Genomic DNA, 23516 nt, shown 5'->3' on the forward strand with positions numbered 1-23516 from the left:
CTAGCCTCAGCAAAGCGAGTAGTGCAGATTTCATGACCGCAAGCATCCGAGACAATCTGCGCTACTGGCGAACTTCGCTCGCCGATGGCGCGCTGGGTGACGGAAAATTCACGCAGTCCGACCGGAAGCGGTTTATTGATATTCATGCGGGCGCGCTGAAGACCGGGGTGCTGCCAAAAGAGGTCCTGGATTTGGTGTTCCGAGACCAGATTTCGGCGAGGAGCGTTGGGGTTCGGTTCTGGCCTCTTGTTACCGCGCGAAAGTCGTCACACGGGGCGGCGCGAGCGGGCGGATTACCAGAAATCGTGGCGCCGGTGGTCACAGAGGCGACCGTCGATCGAGAGGGGAAGATCACACCGATACGAAACGCACTTGCCCGGGAGTTGCTTACGCCGCTTCCGTCTGGTGAGTTTGCCATCGGTTCTGTCGACGACCTGGATACATTCCTGACCGAGACGCCTCTGCCCGATATGTCAGGCACCGCCGCATGGGAGGACTATCTTGGCCATTGCCGCAAGATGGTGGATGCCGTTTCGCAAGGGTGGCCCCGTGGGGATGCAGATTATCAGCCGATCGGCTCCGGCTTTCTGGAATTGGCTGAGGATGCAAATGCGACAGTGCGGGCAAGCCTTGATCTTTATGACAAGCTTCTGGCCGAAACACCTGACACGCCGTTGCTGAAACAGATTGTGCAGCCGGAGGGGGCGGTCACGGACCGGGACCATCGGATTGAACAGGAGTTTGCCCGCAGGCTTGGCCATTCAAACCCGAACTTCCCGTTGACTGAACAACAAAGGCAGGTTCTGGCCTGGCTGGATGCCTCAGCGTCAGGAGAGGTGATCGCCGTAAATGGCCCGCCCGGGACCGGCAAAACCACCATGCTGTTGTCGGCCGTAGCGGGCCTCTGGGTAGGTGCAGCGCTTCGTGGTGAAGACCCGCCGGTGATTGTGGCAGCGTCATCCAACAATCAGGCTGTGACGAACATTATTGACGCCTTCGGCAAGGACTTCGATCAAGGAGCGGGTCCGTTTGCAGGGCGGTGGTTGCCTGATGTGGATAGCTTCGGGATGTTTCTTGCGTCACATTCCCGCCGTCTTGAGGCAGCCCGTCGCTACCAGACCGAAGAATTTCAGGTCGAGCGCGAGACGGTTGCCTATGTCCAGCGCGCGAAAGACCACTATCTTCAGGCGGCCAGGGTCGCATTTCCCGAACTTGCCAACCCCGATCTGGAGCGTGTGGTGGCGGCGCTGCAAGAGCGGATGGCGGGTGAAACAGACAAGCTGACGCAGATCGATCGCGCCAGCCACGCCTATCGCGCGGCCAGTGCCACTCTTGCAGCAAGCCTTGGCCCTGATCCTGATGCCGCTTTAGCTTCGCGCCGTGAAAAGGCAGCAGCACGAACGGCCGCGGTGGAGAAACTCCGCGCAGCAAAATCTGCCCTGGACCAGTATCTGGCGGCGGAATCCCCGCTGATCGGGTTGCTCGGTTTCCTGCCCTTCGTTGAAAGGAAACGCGCCTTGCGGGCTCGGCTCGCCATCGGTGAACTCATGCCGGAGTTGGAAACAGCCAAGCGGGTTTCAAACATCGAGGACAGGGTTCGAACCGATCTACAGGCTGCGAATGAGGCGCTGCAATCGGCTGAACAGGCGCTGGCTACAGCCAGAACGCTGCGCCTCAATTTCCAGGAGGCGGAGATCAACTGGGCCAAAGCGAGGGAACCCTTTGGCGGGGCCGATGACTTGGCAGAACTGGAGCGTCAGGCAGACCTCGATGTCCGGTTTTCCCTCTTCCTTTTGGCAACGCACTACTGGGAAGGTCACTGGCTTCTGGCAATGGAAGCTGACCTTGCCGGGATCGTCGCCTCCAAGGAGAAAAAAGGAAAGGCGACAGTCATTCCTCGTTGGCACCGTCGCATGATGTTGACCCCTTGTGCCGTGGCAACATTTGCCAGCCTGCCAGGCAAGATGACCTACAGCCGCCGTGACGGTGGCAAGTGGGCCACTGAGTATCTCTTTAATTTCATCGACCTATTGATCGTCGATGAAGCCGGTCAGGTTTTGCCAGAGGTCTCAGGTGCGTCTTTCTCATTGGCGAAGCGTGCCCTGGTGATTGGTGACACGCAACAGATCGAACCGATTTCATCGGTGCCCCGACCTGTGGACGTGAGCAATCTTCGACACAACGGCCTTCTCCCGAGCGAAGCCGGCATTGACACACTTGTCGACCGCGGGATCTGCTCGACCAATGGCAGTGCCATGCGCCTTGCACAGCACGCCTGCCGAGTGTCGCCGTATCCAGATCTCGAGAAGGGTCTCTACCTCTTCGAACATCGGCGCTGCTACGACGAAATCATCAGCTTCAACAATGCTCTGTGCTACAAGGGAAAGCTGCGACCGCTGCGCGGAAAGGCACCGGCAGACATAGGCCTTCCGGCGCTTGGATATCTGCACATAGACGGCCGTGCAGTTGCGTCAGGGAGCAGCCGCAGCAATCCACTCGAGGCGCAAACTATTGCGGCCTGGCTTGATGCAAACCGAGCTGAGCTAGAACTGCGCTACGGCAGGCGGTTGGAACAGATTGTTGCCATCATAACCCCTTTCGGCCGACAGGCTCGCGAAATCAGGGGGGCCTGTGCCAACCGCAAGATCGCCGTCGAAGGGCGCGAAGGCATGACCATCGGAACCGTCCATTCGCTGCAAGGTGCCGAACGACCCGTCGTGATCTTCTCGCCTGTCTATTCGAAACACGCAGACGGCGGGTTTATCGACGTTTCGCCCAGCATGCTGAACGTTACCGTCTCCCGGGCAAAGGACAGTTTTCTAGTGTTTGGTGACATGGACGTTATTGCGGCAGCGAAAGCCGGGTCACCAAGGGCAATCCTCGCAGACTTCTTGTTGGCATCAGAATTGAGCAGGCTTGAGTTTGCGGCCGAGCCGCGCATGGATCTGAACCAGGGGAACGCTCAGCTTCAAATGCTGCGGGATGCGGCTGGGCATGATGCTTTCCTTCTGGATGCGCTGTCCGGCGCTGGCCGCCGCTATACTATAGTCAGCCCGTGGGTGATCGCATCCACGATGGAACGTGTTGGACTGATGGCCGCATTCGAAGCCGCCATCCAGCGAGGCGCCGAGATCGATGTATTCACGGATCCGCTGCTCAACCTGGGCCCGGCGGCCGATGGCTTGACCCAGATGGAAGCGGTCGAGAAGGCCTTCTCAAAGGTCGGGGTACGGCTGCACAAGCTTCCGAAGCTGCACAGCAAGATCGTCGCGATTGACACGGACCTTCTTTGCATCGGGTCTTACAACTGGCTCAGTGCCGATCGAAATGGCCAGTATGCACGCCACGAAACATCGTTCGTCTACCGAGGGCAGCATCTGGAAGAGGAGATCAGTACCATCGTTGGCAGCCTTCGACGCAGAGAAAAATAATGGGTAGAAACTCGACTGCAGTGCGAGCGCCCTCGCTCAGCCTCTTATGCACAGAGCCCTGAAATTGGCGCAGCGCCAAAACCCGGATCACCGGCCGCTTCTGAACTTGGCATCACAGGCTAAAGCGATGCGCAACCTAAAGCACGTTCGCTTTGGCGCGCAAGACAGCCTTGAGCTTTAAAGTGGCCTTCTCGATGGCCGTCTCGATGGGTTGAAGTCGGGGCTGGAGGGTGGACGATAGAGCAAGACCGTCATGTCCTCGATCATCCGGCGGCGAAGAGGCCAAGCTCAGCCTGCATCGATCAGTTTGCCCGGGTTAAAGATCTGCATCGGGTCAAGCATCTCTCGGATCGACACCATCAAGTCGATCTCGACCTTCGTCTTTTGAAGACGGATGCGATCCTTGTATATGGTTCCCACCCCATGTTCGGCCGCGATGCTGCCTCCCATACTCCAGATGAGCGCGTCGATCTTTTCGACATAGAGCCTGCAGAGAGCGTCCAGCGCATCGGCAGGACGTTCCGGCGGGAAGATGGAAAAATGGATGTTCCCGTCTCCGACATGACCGACGGCATAGGGGATGGCTTCCGGTTCATGGGTCTTTGCGATTTCGGCTGACCGCTCCAGAAACTCCATCATGCGATTGATGGGAACTGAAACATCCCATTTGATCTGCTTTCGGCGGAAATATTGGGTGGGCATCAGCTGCTCGCGAATTTCCCAAAGATTTCGTTCCTGTGCTTCCGATTGCGCCATCACGGCGTCGGAAAAGATCTCCTCTTCGAGACCGCGTTCAAACAGCCGCTCCAGCGCATCCGTGACCGGTTCAGGGCCAGCCATCCTGATCAGAAGATACCAATCCGCCTTGACCTCGAGCGGGCGCCGCAGGGCGGGATATCGCTTGAGAGCCAGTTCAATACCGAGCCCGTTCATCAGCTCGAACGCAACGAGTTGCCCCTTGGCGATCGATTTCGCCAGATTGAAGCAGTGCATAAGCCTGGATGTGTCTGTCAGGACGGCGAACATGGAAGCCTGATGAACCGGGGCGGGATGCAGCTTGAAGACCAGTCTGGTGATGATGCCGAGGGTTCCCTCGGAGCCAATGAACAGATGCTTCAGGTCATAACCCGAGTTGTCCTTGACCAGCGAACGAAGGCCGTTCCATATGCGACCGTCGGCGAGAACCACCTCCATTCCCAGAACCTGTTCGCGGGTGGTCCCGTACTGCAACACGTTCAGTCCGCCGCCATTGGTCGCCACCGCGCCGCCGACCTGTGCTGTTCCGCGGGCGCCCCAATCTGGCGCGAACAGGCGTCCGGCAGCGCTTGCTGCGTCCTGAACTTGCTGAAGCGTTGCTCCTGCTTCCACGAGGATTGTTGAGCACTCTGGACTTGCCTCGGAAAAGTGGAGAGGCATTTTCAGATCAAGCGGCCAGTCTCTCGAACTGTGCGGGGCTTAGGTAGTTAAGCGCCGAGTGCCGACGGGTGGGATTGTAGAAGCCATCGATATAGCGGGCAATGGCATTTTCAGCCTGGTTTCGGGTTTGATAGATCGTCCTCCAGATCAGCTCTGATTTCAACGTCTTGAAGAACGTTTCGACCATGGCATTATCATAGCAATTTCCCTTTCCCGACATTGAGATCAAAATGCCTTTGCTGCGCAGGAGCGCCTGATAGTCGATAGAACAATATTGACTGCCACGATCGGAATGATGGACCAGGCCAGGCTTTGGACGCCGCATGACAATGGCCTTGCGAAGAGCGTTGAGTGCCAGTTCGCGGTGCAGCCGGTCACCAACAGCCCAGCCGACGACGCGGCGAGAGAACAGGTCGATGACGACGGAAAGATACAGCCAACCCTCGCGGGTCCATACGTAGGAAATATCAACACCCCATTTCTGATTGGGGCCGATTGCGGCGAAGTCCTGATCGATGATGTTGGGTGCAATCGGGAAAGCATGCTGGCTGTCGGTCGTGCGCTTGAACCGACGCTTCTGCCGGGCATGCAGGCCATTGTCTCGCATCAGCCGTGCTGTGCGCCTCCGACCAATGGCAAAGCCACTGTCCTGCAATTCCCGCGTCATGCGTGGGCTGCCATAGGTCTCGTGAGACAGCGCATAGGCCGAGCGCAGATGCGCGAGCATCACCATGTCCTCGCGCTGCCGACGACTTGCTGGCCGGTCTTTCCAAGCGAAATAGCCACTCTGGCTGACGCCCAAAACTTTGCAGAGGCGGTGTGCGGGGAATTCATCTTTCGCCTCGTCGATGAAACGGAACTTCATCGACTTCCCTCCTTGGCGAAAAAAGTCGCGGCACGCTTCAGTATCTCACGTTCCTGCCGAAGGATTTCGTTCTCCCTGCGCAACCGTTTCAACTCGGCCGCCATGTCCTCGGTGGCAGCGGATACCGCCGGCGCATCCATCGCCCGATCACGGCTACGACCGATCCAGCGCACCAGCGTCGATAGGCCGACGCCCAGGTCCTGTGCGATCTCACGCTGAGTCCGCCCGCTCGTCTGCGCCAGCCGCACCGCTTCGGTCTCAAATTCCTTCGTAAAATTCTTCTGCTTCGGCATTCCGGTTTCCTTTCAACTCAAGAAAACCTCTCCACTTTTCCGAGGCAAGTCCACTCTTCATCGAGGTGGATGATGCGGTTCATCCGCGACATCGAAAGGATGACGGCGTTCTGGTTGGGAAGAGGCACCGTCATGCGGCACACATTGGTATTGCCGCCCTGAGGAATGACGGCAATGCTGTACTTTGCGCAGATTTTCACCGCCTGGGAGACTTCGTGCGTCGACGCGGGGCGCAAAACAGCCAGGCACCGCTCCCCGCCTCCCGCGACAGGCGTTTCGAACGGCGCCGTATCAGCGCCGGTCATCATGCCTGTCGGGCCAAGGAGGCCTGCAAGTTCCTCAAGGGCACCCTCGTTCAATCCTCGTCCGATCTGACTGTGGCTCATGCGGAAACTCTCCGGTTCTGGCTGCTTCAGTCGTGCGCCCTAGACGGCGTCGGCAATGAAGGTACTGACCCCATCGACCTTTATCTCGGCGTCCTTCAGCCATTGCGACATCTGCGCCACCTTCTGGGTTTCCATGGCCGGGCGTTTTTCACCGTGATTATGGGCGGGCACCGGCCAGGCAAGATCGGGCACGCAAGCCTGACGCTGCGTGATTTTCTCCTTCGTCACATTGAGCACCATGAGATCTTCAGCAAGGGCCGCCGGCCCCTTCCAGGTGACCCGCAGGTCATCGATGATCGGAATACGCAAGCTTTCAGAGATCATCGTATGGTAAATCACGCCCAGGCGCGGCTGGCACAAGTCAAAGATTTTTCCGGCGGAACGCGGCGGGCAATGGACGCCATGGGCGATGTTCTGCGCGATCTGCAGGGGAAGATGGGTCTTCTGTGCATAGTCTGCGGCAGGCACGAATGCCTCATGAATGAGAACATCGACATTCTGGGCGTTGTCGACCATGAACTGGCTTGGCTTTCCGTCGCCGAGGAAGGCCATGGACAGGCCATTCCAGTCGAGACGATAGCTGACCGGACCATCAATGCAATGTATGGCAGGAAAGGCACGAATAGTGACGCCGTTTTCCTCGAAGATGACGTGACCGTTGATGGAATAATCGAACTCGGTGAAGTCCGTCTGCCAGCCAGTGCCAGCGCTCACAACGCCTCTGCGGCTTTCAATATCCCAGGCCATCATGTCGGTGAACGCCTTGCCGAAAGCAGCCGTGCCCAGGCGAGCCTCGCCAGCAGATGGCCCCCACACGCGCAGCGGCGTGAAGCGACCCCGAACCATGCCCATGCCATAGAGAGCGCCAATATCGCTGAAGTGATCGATATGGAGATGGGTCAGAAAGACCTTATCAAGCAGGGAATGCGGAATGCCGAGCGCATTCAAGTTCGCTGAGCTTCCCGTGCCGAGGTCAAAAATGAACTTGTCGCCGTTTCCCAGTTCGACGAGCCAGCCAGGGGATGCCTGACGGCGCCGACAAAAAGGCATGCCCGTGCCGAGTGCGGTGATACGCATTTCATCGGCAAGGATCTCTTCGCCAGGATAAAAGAAATTGACGTCACGAATTGCCATACGAATTTTCTCCTAAGACTGAATTTAAGAAGCATATCCCTGTGTCAGCGATACCCTTTGAAACCTTTGAGGGCGCTCTTCTTTGCCCATGAGGCGACCGGAGCCGAAGCCTGCCCATTCAGTATGCTGCAGACTTCGGCGCCCCCTTAATGACGTCATTGCGCCGACAGCAGCGAGCCGCGCGCCTCACAGCCACCTTCCGGCAAAGGCCCCGCCTTCGACGCGTGAGCCGGCGCCCCTTACCTGATCATTTCCTGTTTCAAGCGTGCACCTCGTCCAACGTCTGTCCGCGTGCAGAACGACCCGGGCTCCCGCGGCTCCAGTGTTGACGCAAACCAAAATCGATTTCAACACAAAAATATGCTTGCTCATTTTATGACGACACATATATCTTTCGTCAGGAGCGGAACAACAAAAAAGCGAGGCAAGCCCGGATGAGTGACGCCAGCAATTCTCCAACACCGAAGCCCAGCATCATGAAGATCGCCTCGTATGTGCCAGGACGCAGCGAAGCCAAACCGGGGGTGAAGGTTCATAAGCTTTCATCGAACGAGACGCCGCTCGAGCCGAGCCCCTCGGTTATTGAGGCCTGTCGCGAGGCGCTTGCAAACCTGCCCTTCTATCCCGACGGATCGGCTTCGAAGCTGCGCGAAATGATTGCTGAAACGCATGGCATCGAGCGCGACCGCATCGTCTGCGGCAATGGCTCGGACGAACTCATCGGGCTCCTCGCGCGCCTCTATCTCGACGCGGGCGACGAGGTTGTCTTGTCGCAATACGGGTTCCTGGTCTACCGGATACAGGCGCTTGCGAGCGGAGCCACCCCGGTCCTCGCACCGGATCGGTACTATTGCGCCGATGTGGATGCTCTGATCGCCAGGATCACCGACAGGACGAAGATTGTCTTCCTCGCCAACCCCGGCAACCCCACGGGCACCTATATCTCTCGCTCCGAGGTGGAACGCCTTCTGAACAGCCTGCCGAAACATGTTCTGCTCGTGATAGACGCCGCATACGCGGAATATGTTCAGCAGGACGACTACTCGCCCGGTGCGCACCTGGTTGAAAAGCACGACAATGTCGTGATGCTGCGGACGTTGTCGAAGATTTACGGCCTGGCGGGGCTTCGGGTCGGTTGGATGTACGCGCCAGCGCCGATCGTGGACGTCATCAACAGGATCCGCGGCCCCTTCAACCTCAACTCCTTGGCGATTGCGGCGGGTTGTGCGGCCCTGAAGGACCGCGAACATGTCCAGGCTGCCATTCGCCACAACAGCCAGTGGCTGTCCTTCGTGACAGCAACACTGCGTAAGATCGGTCTGACCTTTACGCCAAGCGTTTGCAACTTCGTGCTGATTCATTTCCCCAACGACGAACCGTCCAGGAGCGCGTCAGCAGCGGACGAATTTCTGACGGCGCGCGGCTATGTCTTGCGCCCTGTGCGCCCTTATGGACTGAACAACGCATTGCGCATGACTATTGGTACGGAGGAAGCCAATCGGGGCGCCATGCTCGCCTTGAGCGAATTCATGTCCAAGGCGCGGTAACGCCTGCCGATGGGCGGCACCTCGCGGTGCAGGCGGGCTGCTTTTGTCAGTCGATTGTCAGTCGGCCCCGCCGCGTTTGCCTGCCTTGCTGGGCGGCACCAAAGGCGATGCATCACCCGGTCTCAAACACGTCGAAAAGAAAACGAAGGGAACAGACGAGACTATTGCATGACAATTCATATGATGTCACAGTTTCTATATGGAAAGCGGCCTGTTGTTCACCAGTGCTGAAACGGTTGCGCGGGCGCCTTCCTGCATCCCGGATTGGAAATGCAGACTGCATAGCGCGTAAAAAACCTGATCCGTTGTGGCGGTCAACGAAATCAGGTCCGACGATCTCCGAAACGGGAACGAGTTTGCGGAACTTTGGAATCTGAATCACCCTGACGTGTCGACGACAAGCGATCCCACAAGATGACAATCGGGGCCCTGATGATCCCCCGAAGGCTCTGAGGAAATACAGTTCAGCAACGAGAAGAAGCCCCTTCGGAACGGGAAGATTCCGTCGAGTGGCCGTTGCCCAAGCTGCCAGCAGGCATGGAGAGACCGCAAGGGCCTCGATTGGCGCACCAGGCGCATCCTGCAATGGCAGTCTTGCAGATCAATCCGAGCAGCGATCAACGCTGCCGGGAATGACGATGTTCATGAACAACATAACAAGGGAACATAAAATGCTGGGAATGACCAAATTCATCAAGAAGTCGCGGATCTGCAATCTGATCGCGGCGGCAGGACTGCTGCTCGGCGCTCATTCGGCCATGGCCGAAGTGGCCTATCCGACAAAAGCCGTCAAAATTATCGTTCCTTTCCCGCCCGGCGGCACCACTGACGCCTTCGCACGTTTCGTGGGCGAGCAGTTGCAAGCTAAATGGGGCCAGGCCGTGATTGTCGAGAACAGACCCGGTGCCATGGGATCCGTCGGCACCGAAGCTCTGAAAAAGGCTCCGGCGGACGGCTATACGATCCTGCTCGGTGCCAGCTATCTGACCATCGCACCCAGCCTGTTTTCCACGCTCCCCTACGATGCACGCAAGGATCTTCTTCCGACCGGCGTCGGCGTCAGCTATCCCTTGGTTCTTTATGCGTCTGCCAGCATGGGAGTGAAAACCTATGCTGAAGCCTTGGCCAAGCTGAAAGCAGAGCCGGACGCTTACAATATCGCATCGGCCGGAAACGGCACGCTGGCTCATATCGCAGGTGAACTGTTTCAGCGTGATGCCGGCGTGAAAATGGTCCACATTCCCTATCAGGGAACGGCACCCGCCTTGCTTGACGTGATCGCCGGCCGCGCGCAGTTGATATTCGAGGCCGCTTCGGCAGGAAAAGGTTATCTCAAGACGGGGCAGTTGGTCCCACTGCTCCGCAGCTCGTCAGCGCCGATCACCGGTTTCGAAGCCATTCCCAGCGCCGCATCTGTTGGTCTCCCGGCTCTCGATATCGCACCTTGGAACGTGTTCTTCCTGCGCTCCGGCACCGATCCGGCCCTTGCTGCCAAGATCTCCGCGGATCTTTCGGCGGTCGTATCCTCACCCGCCACCACCACCCTGTTGAGTGAACAGTCAAACGAGGCCGTTCTATCGAACACGGTGGACTTCTCCGCCCGCATGGAGCGCGAGCTGAAGCAGATGAGCGATATCATCACGTCCGCAAACATCAAGGCGAACTGAGGGGGTCATCATGCAACGAGATTTCCTCAACCGGGACACTCTCACCGGTACCCTGTTTGTCGTGTTCGGAGTGCTTTGGCTTTGGCTGGGCCGGGATTATCCCTTGGGAAGTGCTTCGCGGCTGGGCCCCGGCGCGTTCCCGCTCATGCTGTCAGTGGCCCTGGTTGCCATCGGCGCCGCTGTCATACTGAAGGCAAGCCGGGCGAGCGGCAAAGTGCGCATATCGGAAGCAAGGGAAGTGTTCTTCATCCTTCTGGCGGTGGCACTGTTTTCCCTGGTGGAGACGCTCGGCCTTTTCTGCTCGGGGCTTCTGGTTGTCCTGATCAGTTCCTTTGCGCATCGCGACTGGAGTTTTGGTCGAAGGTTTGCCTACGGCCTCTGCCTGACGGCTTTCGTCGCCTTGATCTTTCACGGGCTGATCGGGCTCACGACGCCACTTTGGCCGACGCTCTGAGGACCCCATCCTATGGACATGTTTTCACATCTTGCGCTCGGTTTCGGCGAAGCTTTGACGGGTATCAACCTGCTCTATTGTCTCGTGGGAATTCTGCTGGGAACCTTGGTCGGGGTACTCCCCGGTCTTGGTCCCGTGCCAACCATGGCCATGCTTTTGCCCGTTACCTTCGGTCTGCCGCCAACAACGGGTTTGATCATGCTCGCCGGCATTTTTTACGGCAGTCAATACGGCGGCTCGACCTCCGCGATCCTGTTGAGGTTGCCGGGGGAAGTCTCCTCCATCGTCACGGCTTTGGACGGTTACAAGATGGCGAGGAGCGGTCGCGCCGGATCTGCACTGACAGTGTCGGCTCTGGGCTCATTCTTCGGCGGCTGCATGGCCACGTTCTTCTTGGCAGCGCTTGCCGTACCTCTATCGAGTTTGGCCCTCAAATTCGGACCGGCCGATTATGTATCCCTCATGGCCCTGGGCCTGGTCGGCGCCGTTGCCCTGTCATCCGACTCGACCTTGAAGGCCGTCGGTCTGGTTCTCGTCGGCATGCTGCTCGGCCTTATCGGGACAGACCTCACCTCGGGCCTCGTCAGGTACACATTCGACATTGGCTTTTTAAGCGATGGTATTGATTTTGTCGTCATTGCCATGGGGCTGTTCGGCATCGCGTCCGTCATATCCAGTCTGGCAGAGGTGGCATCAGCACCCACCGAAGTCCCGAAGATCGGCCGATTGAGGATGACACGGGAAGAGGTCAAAGCCTCGGTGCCGGCGATCCTGCGGGGCACCGTCATGGGCAGTGTTCTCGGGATTCTGCCGGGCGGCGGCGTCGTTTTGTCTTCTTTCATGTCCTATCTGGTCGAAAAGCGCCTTTCCTCGACACCGGAACGTTTCGGCGAAGGGGCAATCGAGGGCGTTGCGGGGCCTGAGTCCGCAAACAATGCAGCCAGCCAGACGACATTCGTACCCCTCCTCATTCTGGGCTTGCCAACCAATGCGGTCGCCGCACTGATGGGTGGGGCGATGATGGTCCATAACATCGTGCCCGGCCCCGAAGTGATTTCGAGCAACCCATCCTTGTTCTGGGGCCTGATCGCTTCCATGTGGATCGGCAATGCCATGCTGCTGTTTCTGAACCTCCCGCTGATCGGCCTTTGGGTGCGGCTGGTCTCCATGCCCTATAAATACATTTTCCCGGCGATCATCCTGTTTTGCTGCATCGGGGTTTATGCAACGAGTTACCAGCCAGGCAACGTTGTCTTGTTGATGCTGTTTGGGCTCTTCGGCTATGTTCTTTATCTGCTGAACTGTCAGCCTGCACCGCTGCTGATGGGAATGGTGCTCGCACCCCTTCTGGAGGAACAATTCAAGCGCGCCATGCTGATGTCGCGAGGAAGCCCCATGACATTTCTGGACAGCCCGATCTCTGCGTTTTTCATTGCACTCATTGTGATCGTTCTGCTGGTCTCGGCTCTTCCGCGCGTCACCAGCTGGCGAAGAACACACATCGTGGAATGAGATGTTCGTCTTGAGCGCAACCTCAAAAATTTACCGGGTGTGGGAAGGAATGGTATCCGCCTTCCGCGAAGTTGAACGATATGTCATACAATGACTGCAAATATTTGTCGGGATGAAGATCAATTGAACGAACCGGAGCGCGAAACGCTGGGCCCCGAGAAAGACCCAATTCTCGGCCACCAGATACCTGATGTCGCAAGCGTCATACACGTCGCGGTGGACCGCCTTCACCGCATCATGCGAAGCGAATTCGATGCCTTCCTGAAGGTAACCGGTGACCTGAAGCTCGCGGAATGGCGCGTCATGGCCGTTCTCCACGGCAATGGATCCATGGCTCAGAAGGACATCATTGCTGCAGTCGTCGTGGAACAGGCTCAGGTCAGCCGCGCACTTGCATCGCTGAACAAGGCCGGGCTGGTGCTCATCCGAAGGGGACGCAAAGACAAGCGCGTCTGGTTGTTCAGCCTGTCGGAGAAGGGAAAACAGCTCTACGAGACGATAAAGCCCCTGGCGCTCGCCCGCCGGGCCCGTCTCGACGGCGTCTTGGGCGAAGAGGGAAATGCGCAGTTTTTCAGGATGCTCCGCGCTTTGGCCGATGCGGCGTTGAGCGGCCAGAACCATACCGAAACCGACATCAGCACGTTGGAACTATAACGAGGAGACCGTGCGCGGACATGGACCTTTCAGGTCTTTGGAAGGCAGGCGATGATGCGATCGCTTTCGATCTTCATCCATTGGCTGCCGCAGATTTCTTGCCCTTCAATCGGTGGCGGCGATGATGTTGAGACATCACTTCAGATTGTAGGCGCCGGCGGCGAGACGAATTTGCATCCCAGCTTTTCAAAGCCCCCCCCCGCCAGCACATTCGTCGTAGCTCATAGCTGCGTTTCCACCTCCCGAAGATTTTCTCGATCCGCCCGCGGATGCGATGGATCGCGGAGCCGCTTCCGCGGCGCACGCACCGAGGTCCCGTTCTCGGAGTTTCCGAACCTTACCACCTGGCAGCAAGGGCTGCTTGAGACTTTGCCCGCCTGGGCAGAGACGAAGCGGGAGGTGGACGGCGCGTATCGACAGCGCACCGGCTGGCGCAGGGATGGAACTATGAGCGCGCGAGGGTCGGCGGGGGATTCCGAACTCTTCTGGGTCAGGAGTTCAATTCGTTCGAATTTCAGTACATTCTTGCTTTATGGATAGAATAATTGCTACCTAGCCCTCATCACAGAGATCGTGATCGGCTGAGTTTGACGACCCGACATCCTTAAGGTTTCGCGACGCCGAACGCCAATCCAACGCCGACGCCACCGCTCAATCTCGACACAGCACAACCGAGTGCCCAGCCCACATAGTCAGAGCTTTTCACATGCACAGAAAAACAACCGCCCTGGCAGGCAGGAGAACGCTCGGTCTGGAGCATAACGTTGCCATCGGCTTGCTGTCGGCGATCTTCTTTTTCATCGTCAGCACCGCAATATCCATCTACACGGTCCAGAACGTCAAGGACAGCAATGCGGGGGTGACGCAGACGCATGGTCTTGTCGTGGCGCTCGACCTTCTTCTGATCGACATCCAGGATGCGGAAACTGCCCTGCGCGGGTTCCTCCTGACAGCCGACGAAAGCTATCTCTTGCCGTATCATCGCGCCCTTCCTCAGGTTCAGGGCCGTATGGACATCATCAACTCGGCTGTCACGGCCGAAATGCGGGAACGCGGAAGTGTCGAGGAACTGCGGGGCTACCTCTCGTCCAAGCTCGAGGTGATGGCGCAGACCCTTGGGCTCTTTCAGAGACAAGGAGCAGCGCAAGCGCTGGCGCTGGTAAAATCGGATCGCGGCCGCAGCGACATGGACGGCATCCGCACTATCATATCGCAACTTCGCAATGAGGCTACCGAAGATCGAAGCCAGCGCCTCGGCGAAATGGACACCTCCTACATCATTGCCTGGGTGAGTGCGCTCGCCTCCGGTGTGCTGGGCATTGGCCTCACTCTGGTCATCTCAGCCCTGACGAGAAAAGTGTCACTGGCGAGAAGGCGCGATCAGTGGTTGCAGGACGCGCAACTGGGCCTCGCGTCGTCCGTCGCTGGCGAGCAATCGCTGGGCGAACTGGGTGAAAACGTCCTCGGTTTCCTCACGAACTATCTCGGCGCCGTGGCTGGAGCGATCTACGTCGAGCACGCCGGCCGCTATCAGCGCACTGCCGTCCACGGCGTGCCCTCGGACGTGACCCTTCCGGCAAGTTTCGGCCATAATGACAGCCTGTTCGGGCATGTGCTGAGAGATCACCGTCCGATCGCGGTCGGCGAGGTGCCAGATGGCTATATCAGCTTCGGCTCCGGTCTCGGACAGCAAAAGCCCCGTCATCTTGCTTTGGCACCGGCGATCGTCGAAGGCGACATCAGGGGCGTCTTCGAGCTTGGCTTCCTGTCGCCCGTCAGCGACGAGACCTTGCAGCTTCTGGAGAAAGTTTCCGAGATGATTGCCTTGGCCATCCGGTCCGCCGAGTTCAGGACACGCCTTCAGGCCCTTCTCGAAGAGACGCAGCGGCAATCGGAAGAACTGCAGGTGCAGAGCGAGGAGCTGCGCGTTTCCAACGAGGAACTGGAGGAACAGGGCCGGGCCTTGCGCGAACAGCAGGCGCGGCTTGAGCAGCAGCAGGCCGAACTCGAACAGACGAATGCGCAGCTAGAGGAGCAGGCGCAGGAACTGGAGCGCCAGAGGGACGACCTTGAAAAGTCGAAGGACGCCATCGCGGCCAAGGCGAAGGAAGTGGAGCTTGCCAGCCGCTACAAGTCGGACTTCCTGGCCAACATGTCGCATGAGCTGCGCACACCGCTCAACTCATCGCTGATCCTTGCCAAGCTGTTGGCCGACAATTCCGACGGCAACCTGACGGCGCAGCAGGTGCAGTTTGCCCAGACCATTCAGTCTTCCGGCAATGACCTCCTCAATCTGATCAACGACATCCTCGACCTGTCCAAGATCGAGGCGGGACATGTGGAAATCAATCCTGAAGCGGTGTCTATCGAGCGCACGGTCAATTCGTTACGCCACCTGTTTGAACCGCTCGCGGGCAACAGGGGCATCCAGTTCAACGTCTCCGTGGCCGCAGACACACCCGCCGTCATCGAGACGGATCCGCAGCGCCTGGAGCAGGTTTTGAAGAACCTGCTGGCGAACGCACTGAAGTTTACGGAAAACGGCAGCGTCTCGCTTGCGGTGCGCCGTCATGGCGACAATCAGCTTGCTTTCGCCATCAAGGATACGGGCATCGGCATTGCCGAAGAGCAGCAGAAGCGCATCTTCGAAGCATTTCATCAGGCCGACAGCACGATCAGTCGAAAATTCGGTGGCACCGGGCTCGGCCTGTCGATCTCCCGCGAACTGGTACGGCTGCTGGGAGGCCGCTTCCAGCTTGAAAGCAGCCTTGGACAGGGCAGCACGTTTACCGTCATCATTCCTGCGGCCTTCGATAAAACGCTTGTCCAGGCCCCAAACCAGACATTTGCCGGCGCGACTTCTGCCGTCGCAGAACCCGTTTTGCGGCCGGCGACCGAGGTCACCGCACCAAAGCCGATGGCAGCCGCGATCATCGAGGACGACCGTGCAGCAACGGAGGGTACGGCACGCAAGCTGCTGATCGTCGAGGACGATCAGTCATTCGCCCTCATCCTCAGGGATCTCGCCCGGGAATTAAAGTTCCAGGCGCTCGTTGCCGGGACCGCACAGGCGGCCCTTGAACTCTCCTATCAGTATCTGCCCGACGCCATCCTGCTGGATGTCGGCCTTCCCGATCAATCCGGCCTGTCCGTGCTTGACCGCCTGAAACGCGACGTGCGGACCCGCCATATTCCCATCCACATTCTTTCGGCCGAAGATTATTCCGATCGGGCGCTCTCGCTGGGTGCCGTTGGATATGCACTGAAGCCGGTTCAACGCGATCACCTGGTATCGGTGATCGAATCCCTTGGCGCAAAGGCCGAGCAGACGCTGCGGCGCGTCCTGATTGTCGAAGACAACACCGTTCAGCGGGATGCGCTGTCAAAACTTCTGTCATCGCATGACGTTGAAACGGTGGGTGCCGGCACGGCAGCCGAATGTGTTGCCCTGCTCGCAAAACAGACCTTCGATTGCATGGTTCTGGATCTGTCGCTGCCCGATGCATCCGGCTTTGCGCTGCTGGAGACGCTGAGCCAGGAGGGCATGCATTCCTTCCCGCCTGTGATCGTCTACACCGGTCGTGTCCTGTCTGCCGAGGAGGAGCAGAGGCTTCGCCGTTACTCGAAATCCATCATCATCAAGGGCGCAAAGTCGCCGGAGCGGCTGCTCGACGAAGTCACGCTTTTCCTGCACCAGGTGGTGTCCGAGCTGCCGGACGAGCAGCAGCAGATGATCCGCAAGGCGCGCAATCGCGACGAACTGCTGGAGGGGCGCCGCATTCTGATCGTCGAGGATGACGTGCGCAACGTCTACGCCCTCACCAACATTCTCGAGCCGCGCGGCGTACTGGTCGATATCGCCAGAAACGGCCAGGAAGCGCTGGAAAAGCTGGAGCAGTCGCTGACCAAGGCCGACACACGGATCGATCTCGTCCTGATGGATGTGATGATGCCGGTCATGGACGGCCTGACGGCCACCCGTCATATCCGCCGCAACTCGGCATGGCAGAAACTGCCGATCATCACCTTGACCGCAAAAGCCATGCCTGACGACCAGAAGCGCTGCATCGAGGCCGGCGCCAATGATTACATGGCCAAGCCGCTCGACGTCGAAAAGCTTTTGTCTCTCGTGCGCGTGTGGATGCCGCAATGACCGAGACATTCGAAAAGATCGAGGACATCGAGATCCGGCTGCTGCTGGAAGCGCTTTACCACCGTTATCATTATGACTTTCGCAGTTACGCCATGTCGTCGATCCGGCGGCGCCTGCGTCAGGCCCGCGAGCAGCTGGGGTTTGCGACGATTTCGGCCATGCAGGAGCGTGTCCTTCACCATCCGGACATGCTTGCCGACATGCTGCGCTACCTCACGATCCAGGTCAGCGAGATGTTTCGCGATCCCTCCTACTTCGCAGCCATCCGCGAAAAAGTCATTCCGCACTTGCGCACCTATCCTTCGCTGAAGATCTGGATCGCCGGATGCAGCTCCGGCGAAGAGCTGTATTCCTTCGTCATCCTGTTTCGGGAAGAGGGTCTGGAGGAGCGAACGCTGTTTTATGCAACGGATATCAACCCGGATGCGCTCGCCCACGCGGAAGCGGGGATTTATGACATTGATCGTGTCAGGCTGTTTACCGAGAACCATCGTCAATCCGGCGGCAAGGGGTCTTTGTCCGACTATTACACCACCGGTTACAATCGCTGCATCCTGGACAAGAGCCTGCGGCGCAACGTGGTGTTTTCGGATCATAGCCTCGTGACAGATCAGGTCTTCGGGGAGATGCAGTTTGTCTCCTGCCGCAATGTGATGATCTATTTCGACCGAACCCTGCAGGACAGGGCCGTCGGTCTGTTTCGCGATGCGCTGCCGCGCAACGGCTTTCTCGGCCTGGGGTCCAAGGAGACACTGCGCTTTTCTTCGCAGGCCGACGGCTTCCGGGAATTTGTCCGCGAGGAAAAGATCTACCAGAGGATCGGCTCATGAGGGACGATCCGGACGGTGCCGTGATCATCGGTGCATCAGCCGGGGCGCTTGAGGCCCTGTCTGCGATATTGCCTGCACTCCCTGCGACTTTTCCCTATCCGGTCTTTGTCGTTGTGCATTTGCCGCCCAGCAAACGCAGTGTGCTGGCCGCGATCTTTGACCTGAAATGCCAGCTTCGGGCGATTGAAGCGGAAGACAAGGAGCCCGTTGCAGCCGGGTCCATTTATTTTGCGCCGCCTGATTACCATCTGTTGCTCGAGGGGCGAACGCATGTCGCGTTATCCAGCGAGGAAGAAGTCCTGTTCTCGCGCCCTTCGATTGACGTGGCATTCGAAAGTGCGGCGGACGCCTGGGGCCGCCAATTGACGGCCATTGTCCTGACCGGCGCCAATCATGACGGTGCCCATGGCCTTTCGACCGTTGTGCGCGCCGGCGGCACGGCGATCGTGCAGGATCCCTCCAACGCCTATGCAAAGGCTATGCCCGAGGCTGCCATTCGCGCCTGCCCGGAGGCTCACATCATGACATTGTCCGCCATTTCAACCTATTTGCAGAACAAAGCCCGATGACAACCGCTGTTAAATTTCTCCTCGTCGACGACCTGCCGGAGAACCTGCTTTCCCTGGCGGCCTTGCTGCAGAGCGATGATCTCACGCTGCTGAAGGCAAGGTCCGGCGATGAAGCCCTCGAACTTCTCTTGCAGCATGACGTCGCGCTGGCCCTCATCGACGTGCAGATGCCGGGTCTCAACGGCTTCGAACTGGCCGAGCTGATGCGCGGCAACGAACGCACAAGGCGGGTGCCGATCATTTTTGTCACCGCCGGAACCCACAGCGCGGAGCGCCGCTTCCAGGGATATGAAGCGGGTGCCGTCGACTTCATCCAGAAGCCCATCGAACCCGACATCCTGCGCAGCAAGGCAGATATCTTTGCCGAACTTTATCGCCAGCGGGGACTGCTTGCAGAGCAGCGGGATCTGCTGGAGGAGCAGACACGTGCCCTGCAGCTTGCGGATAATCGAAAGAATGAGTTCATCAGCGTCCTGGTTCACGAGTTGCGCAACCCGCTGGCAGCTCTCAATGGCGGCTTGAAGCTTCTGTCGCGAAAGCCGGACGAAGCCAGATCCGACCAGATCCAGGGCCTGATGCACCAGCAGATGGATCACATCATCAGGCTCGTCGACGACCTGCTCGATGTTTCCCGGATAACGCAAGGCAAGATCAATCTGGTCAAGTCTGAATTCGACGTGAAAGAGGCCGTGGCCACGGCGCTGGAAATGACAAGGCTGGCCGTCGAGGAAAAGCAGCACGCCCTGATGTTCAGGGCGCCGGAACAGCCATGCCTGATCTACGCAGACAAGGTCCGCCTGACACAATGCGTCTCAAACCTTGTCAATAATGCCGCAAAGTATACGCCGCGCGGCGGCCAGATCGAGGTGGCGCTGGAATTGCATGAAAATGCCTGCCGCATCAGCGTCACCGACAATGGACTGGGCCTTACGCCTGAGAGTTCGATGGCGATCTTCAAGATGTTCGAACAGGTCGAAGAGCATCGGCGTCACGCGCATGGGGGTCTCGGGATCGGCCTTGCTCTGGTCAAGCAGCTGATGGAATTGCACGGCGGCGACGTGACCGTGTCGAGCGATGGTCCAGGCTTGGGCAGTACCTTTTCCCTCGATCTGCCGAGACACGCAGACGAAACCCAATGAGGCGAATGCGTGGTTGCAGGATCCGCTCCAGCGCCGTCGAATGGCAGGGGCCTCTGCGCCTGACTGTTCACCTGCCAGCAGAAATAAAAGGCGGTGCTGGCGAGACTGCAAACCTATCGTTGCGAGCGATTTGGCGATAACTTAAAACAGAACCGAGCGAATGCATGGCCGTTGCTATTGGCACGTCCAACGGAGACTGAGATGAGTTCTACTGTGGCGGAGACGGCGGCCAATCCTGTAGCGCCGAGTGATTACGATGCGGCCCCGGTTGGCCTGTGTGTCATCAGCAGCGATCTGCGATTTATCCGTGTCAATGAAACGATGGCTTCCTTTAACGGTTATGCCGCTGAAGAACACGTTGGGCGTGCAGTATCCGACGTCGTCCCTGAGTTCGAACCAGCGGCGCGCCGGATCATGAAGACGTTGATAAGCACCGGAGAACCTGTGGGGCCGTTTGAAGTTGCGGGTGAGGCTGCAGCCGACCCCGCAGAACAGCGGTTCTGGATGGAGACGTGGTCGCCGCTGACGGATGACCAGGGGCAGGTTGTTGCGGCAAGTGTCGCCGCCTTTGAAATCACGCAACGCAAACGGCTGGAACGTGAGATCGAGCAGGCATTGGCGGAGACAAAAAGGCGTCTCAAGCAGCAGACCGCGATTGCCGAAACGGGCCAGCTGGCATTCCGCGATGTTGGCTTTCAGACGATACTGGAAAGGGCTGTTGCAGCTGCCGCTGATGGCTTGGACGTTCCGCTGACGAAGATCCTTGCGTTCGAGGATTCGGCAGAGAAACTCAAGCTGGTTGCCGGGATAGGGTGGCAAGACGGCCTTGTGGGTGTCGCGACTGTTGGCACGGAGCGGGAATCCCAGGCGGGCTATACTCTCAAGTCCGGCGAACTGGTCGTTGTTGAGGATCTTGCAACGGAGACGCGGTTTTCGGGACCGGACCTGCTCAAGGCACATGGTGTTGTCAGTGGAATGAGCGTGACAATCGCCGGCGCTGATGGCCGGGCCTACGGCGTCTTCGGCATTCACGCCAGGCAACATCAAGCCTTCGACCAGGGCGACGCAAATTTCCTCCTGTCGCTCGCCGTCATCATATCCAACGCGGTCCGGCAGGAAAATGCAAAGGCGCAAAGTACGTTGTTGATCCGCGAAATGTCCCACCGCGCCGGCAATATGCTGCAACTCGTCAGTTCAATCGCAACCCAGACATTCCGTCACTCCAGCGATCCAGACAAGGCGCGCGCGGCTTTCAATCAAAGACTGTCGTCTCTCGCCCGCACAAACCATGCAATTTCGCAGCAAGGCTGGACCAACACGCGGTTCAAGAAAGTGGCCGAAGAAACCCTTTTGCCGTTCGCCGACAAAATTCGGATGGCAGGAAACGATGTTCTGCTGCCAGCGGAGCTTAGCTTCGACCTTGGCCTGGTGCTGAACGAATTGTGCGCCAATTCCATCAAATACGGCAGCTTGGCGCAAGAAGAGGGCGTTCTGACCCTGGAGTGGCGCACCATCACCTCTCCGGACGGCTCCCGATTTGTCGTGCAGTGGATTGACCCTGTTTCATCGGCGGATGTCTCTTCCGAGGCGCTGGCGGGCGGGTTCGGTTCAAAGCTCATCAAGCAGCTTGTGGAAAGAAAATGGCAGGGCGAGCTTTCTGTCTCACAAACCGATCAATACCACATGCGGATCAGCATCCCTTTGCCTCAGTCACACGCGGAGAGCACAGACGCATCAAACGCGCATTCCGGCTGATCGGAAGAGGGTTTTTCCGTCGCAAGGTCGGCGTCACGGTATTTGCGGCTGGGGCGGGTCCATTTTCCCGAACCTTCAAGCCGGATCTTGTCTGCGCCTTTCGCGCTCCCGCCGTCGCGGCTTCATCGTCCCAAATCCCCTGCCCGCAACCCCACACAAAAACGGCGCCCCTTGGGCGCCGTTCGTTGATGGGGCGTTTGATGATCGCTTAGCCGGCGCGCTTGGTGCGCCAGCTGTCGGCGTAGCTTTCGCGGGCCTGGGCGGCGTAAGGGGTGGGGGAAACGCGCACGCGGATATGGGCCTGCTTGTGCGGTTCGGCGGAGGTTTTTGCGGTGCCGCCATCGGGTTCGCCCCAGACCAGCGTCAGGATTTCGCCTTCCTTCACATCGGCATCGACAACGCCGAGCGAGAGCATGCTGCGCTCGTTGTAGGAATAACCGTTGAACATCGACATGCCCACCTTCTTGCCGTCGCGCAGGATGAGATCGGCGCTGGAGGAGGCATAGTTCGGCTGCGGGAAATCGATCCACTTATAGTGGTCTTCACCCGGACGGAAGGCCGACGCGATGACCTCGACCACGTCTTCGGCGTTCCACTCGAAGGTGACCTTCTTGCGGTTGTTGGCAGCCTTCATCTTTTCGAGCGCCGCCTTTCCGATAAAGTCTTCCTTTTTCCAGCCGATGTAGAAGTCGTAACCCAGCTCGAACGGGTTGACGTAATAATCCTCGATATTGTCGGAGACGAAGCTGCCGCCGATCGAGCCCATGGCCTCATAGCTGTCGGCGCCGAGCCAGTCGCGATAGGCGGCGAGCATACCGTCGCCTGTATAGATGCCCGGCAGCGGTGACGGGATCCATCCCGATTCCAGCGTGTTGGTGGAATAGGCGCGGCTGCCGCAGCGCACGAGATCGACGCCGGCATCCTTGGCCGCTTCCAGAATGCAGGAGAGGATGTAGCTCTTGTCCTCGTAAGGGCCCCAGATTTCCAGCCCCGGCGCGCCGGACATGCCGTGGCGCAGCGCCTGTACCTTCTTGGAGCCGACATTGATCCAGTCGACATGGAAGAACTTGATGTCGGGGATCGGCCCGCCATTCATCTTTTCAAAGATCTTCGGCGCGTCCGGCCCCTGGATCTGGTAACGATAATGGGTGCGCAGGACGCGTTCGCCCTCGGGGCGCGACGGCGAACGCGGATCGTGCTTGATGCGCACGTTCCACTGCCCATAAGCGGCGCAGAACATCAGCCAGTTGGAGGTCGGCGCGCGCCCGACGAGGATGAACTTGTCCTCGCGCTCGCGAAAGATGATGTGGTCGCCGATGACATGGCCGTTCGGCGTGACCGGCACGAAATGTTTGGCACGGTTGAGGCCGAAATTCGAAAACGCGTTGATGCCGTGATGGCTGAGGAATTTTTCCGCCTCCGGCCCTTCGACGATCAACTCGTCCATATGGTGCGACTGGTCAAACAGCACGGCGGAATTGCGCCAGGCGGCCTGCTCGCTGCGCCAGTTGGTAAACTCCGGCGTCACCACCGGGTATACATACATGCCCGTGCGGGAATTGCGCAAAAGCTCCACCGCATTGCGTGAACCTTCGAGAACGCTGCTCAAACTCGATGCCATATCCGGGTCTCCTCCCATGGTGACGATATCTATGTATACACAGAACGACGGGTGAGGAAATTTTGCAAGCCCAAAAATCGCCACGCGGCA

The 23516-nt window shown here is 58.6% G+C and carries 16 protein-coding genes; 11 read left to right on the forward strand and 5 right to left on the reverse strand.

The window, feature by feature from the left end; all coding sequences use genetic code 11:
- The first annotated feature begins 32 nt into the window (after positions 1 to 32).
- Positions 33 to 3431, forward strand: a complete 3399-nt coding sequence (locus AC4CWF_RS15255; protein WP_491282485.1) for an AAA domain-containing protein — start codon at positions 33 to 35, stop codon at positions 3429 to 3431.
- A gap of 288 nt (positions 3432 to 3719) precedes the next feature.
- Here AC4CWF_RS15255 and AC4CWF_RS15260 read toward each other — a convergent pair whose 3' ends face one another.
- From AC4CWF_RS15260 to gntH, 4 genes are all read right to left on the reverse strand, one after another.
- The gene (locus AC4CWF_RS15260) at positions 3720 to 4847 is read right to left on the reverse strand and encodes an FAD-binding oxidoreductase (protein ID WP_491282486.1); all 1128 of its coding nucleotides are present in this window, start codon (positions 4845 to 4847) and stop codon (positions 3720 to 3722) included.
- A 7-nt stretch (positions 4848 to 4854) separates the two neighbouring features.
- Positions 4855 to 6005, reverse strand: a protein-coding gene (locus tag AC4CWF_RS15265) for an IS3 family transposase (RefSeq protein WP_491282487.1) whose coding sequence is annotated in 2 segments (ribosomal slippage) — positions 4855 to 5738 and positions 5738 to 6005 — 1152 coding nt in all. Because the reading frame shifts where the segments join, the coding sequence is not laid out codon by codon here.
- A 17-nt stretch (positions 6006 to 6022) separates the two neighbouring features.
- The gene (locus AC4CWF_RS15270) at positions 6023 to 6391 is read right to left on the reverse strand and encodes an FAD-binding oxidoreductase (RefSeq protein ID WP_491282488.1); all 369 of its coding nucleotides are present in this window, start codon (positions 6389 to 6391) and stop codon (positions 6023 to 6025) included.
- Positions 6392 to 6430: 39 nt separating this feature from the next.
- Complete coding sequence (gene gntH, locus AC4CWF_RS15275) at positions 6431 to 7525, reverse strand: guanitoxin biosynthesis MBL fold metallo-hydrolase GntH (RefSeq protein ID WP_491282489.1); 1095 nt, start codon at positions 7523 to 7525, stop codon at positions 6431 to 6433.
- A gap of 434 nt (positions 7526 to 7959) precedes the next feature.
- On the opposite strand from gntH, the gene hisC reads away from it, so the two are divergent.
- The 10 genes from hisC to AC4CWF_RS15325 all read left to right on the forward strand — a co-directional run bounded on the left by hisC (position 7960) and on the right by AC4CWF_RS15325 (position 21805).
- A complete protein-coding gene (gene hisC, locus AC4CWF_RS15280; protein ID WP_491282490.1) occupies positions 7960 to 9072 on the forward strand; it encodes a histidinol-phosphate transaminase in 1113 nt (370 codons plus the stop codon).
- A gap of 638 nt (positions 9073 to 9710) precedes the next feature.
- Entirely contained in the window at positions 9711 to 10739 is a 1029-nt protein-coding gene (locus AC4CWF_RS15285) for a Bug family tripartite tricarboxylate transporter substrate binding protein (protein WP_491282491.1), read from the forward strand.
- Between the two features lie 10 nt (positions 10740 to 10749).
- The gene (locus tag AC4CWF_RS15290) at positions 10750 to 11193 is read left to right on the forward strand and encodes a tripartite tricarboxylate transporter TctB family protein (protein ID WP_491282492.1); all 444 of its coding nucleotides are present in this window, start codon (positions 10750 to 10752) and stop codon (positions 11191 to 11193) included.
- Positions 11194 to 11205: 12 nt separating this feature from the next.
- On the forward strand, positions 11206 to 12705 hold the full coding sequence (locus AC4CWF_RS15295) for a tripartite tricarboxylate transporter permease (protein ID WP_491282493.1): 1500 nt from the start codon (positions 11206 to 11208) through the stop codon (positions 12703 to 12705).
- 90 nt (positions 12706 to 12795) lie between these two features.
- Complete coding sequence (locus tag AC4CWF_RS15300; protein ID WP_491282494.1) at positions 12796 to 13359, forward strand: MarR family winged helix-turn-helix transcriptional regulator; 564 nt, start codon at positions 12796 to 12798, stop codon at positions 13357 to 13359.
- A 706-nt stretch (positions 13360 to 14065) separates the two neighbouring features.
- A complete protein-coding gene (locus AC4CWF_RS15305) occupies positions 14066 to 17512 on the forward strand; it encodes a response regulator (protein WP_491282495.1) in 3447 nt (1148 codons plus the stop codon).
- Positions 17509 to 18342: a CheR family methyltransferase gene (locus tag AC4CWF_RS15310; RefSeq protein ID WP_491282496.1), complete on the forward strand. Its 834-nt coding sequence runs from the start codon at positions 17509 to 17511 to the stop codon at positions 18340 to 18342. The genes AC4CWF_RS15305 and AC4CWF_RS15310 overlap by 4 nt, the downstream gene beginning before the upstream one ends.
- Positions 18339 to 18911: a chemotaxis protein CheB gene (locus tag AC4CWF_RS15315; RefSeq protein ID WP_491282497.1), complete on the forward strand. Its 573-nt coding sequence runs from the start codon at positions 18339 to 18341 to the stop codon at positions 18909 to 18911. Before AC4CWF_RS15310 ends, AC4CWF_RS15315 begins: the two co-directional genes overlap by 4 nt.
- Positions 18908 to 20050 (forward strand): hybrid sensor histidine kinase/response regulator, encoded by a 1143-nt coding sequence (locus tag AC4CWF_RS15320; protein ID WP_491282498.1) that lies wholly within the window; start codon positions 18908 to 18910, stop codon positions 20048 to 20050. The genes AC4CWF_RS15315 and AC4CWF_RS15320 overlap by 4 nt, the downstream gene beginning before the upstream one ends.
- Before the next feature lie 201 nt (positions 20051 to 20251).
- Positions 20252 to 21805 carry an HWE histidine kinase domain-containing protein gene (locus AC4CWF_RS15325; protein WP_491282499.1) on the forward strand — a complete coding sequence of 518 codons (1554 nt, stop codon included), beginning with the start codon at positions 20252 to 20254 and terminating at the stop codon, positions 21803 to 21805.
- A 208-nt stretch (positions 21806 to 22013) separates the two neighbouring features.
- Here AC4CWF_RS15325 and ligM read toward each other — a convergent pair whose 3' ends face one another.
- Entirely contained in the window at positions 22014 to 23426 is a 1413-nt protein-coding gene (gene ligM / locus AC4CWF_RS15330) for a vanillate/3-O-methylgallate O-demethylase (RefSeq protein ID WP_491282500.1), read from the reverse strand.
- Between the last annotated feature and the right edge of the window lie 90 nt (positions 23427 to 23516).

The organism is Neorhizobium sp. PAMB6630, from assembly GCF_058242775.1.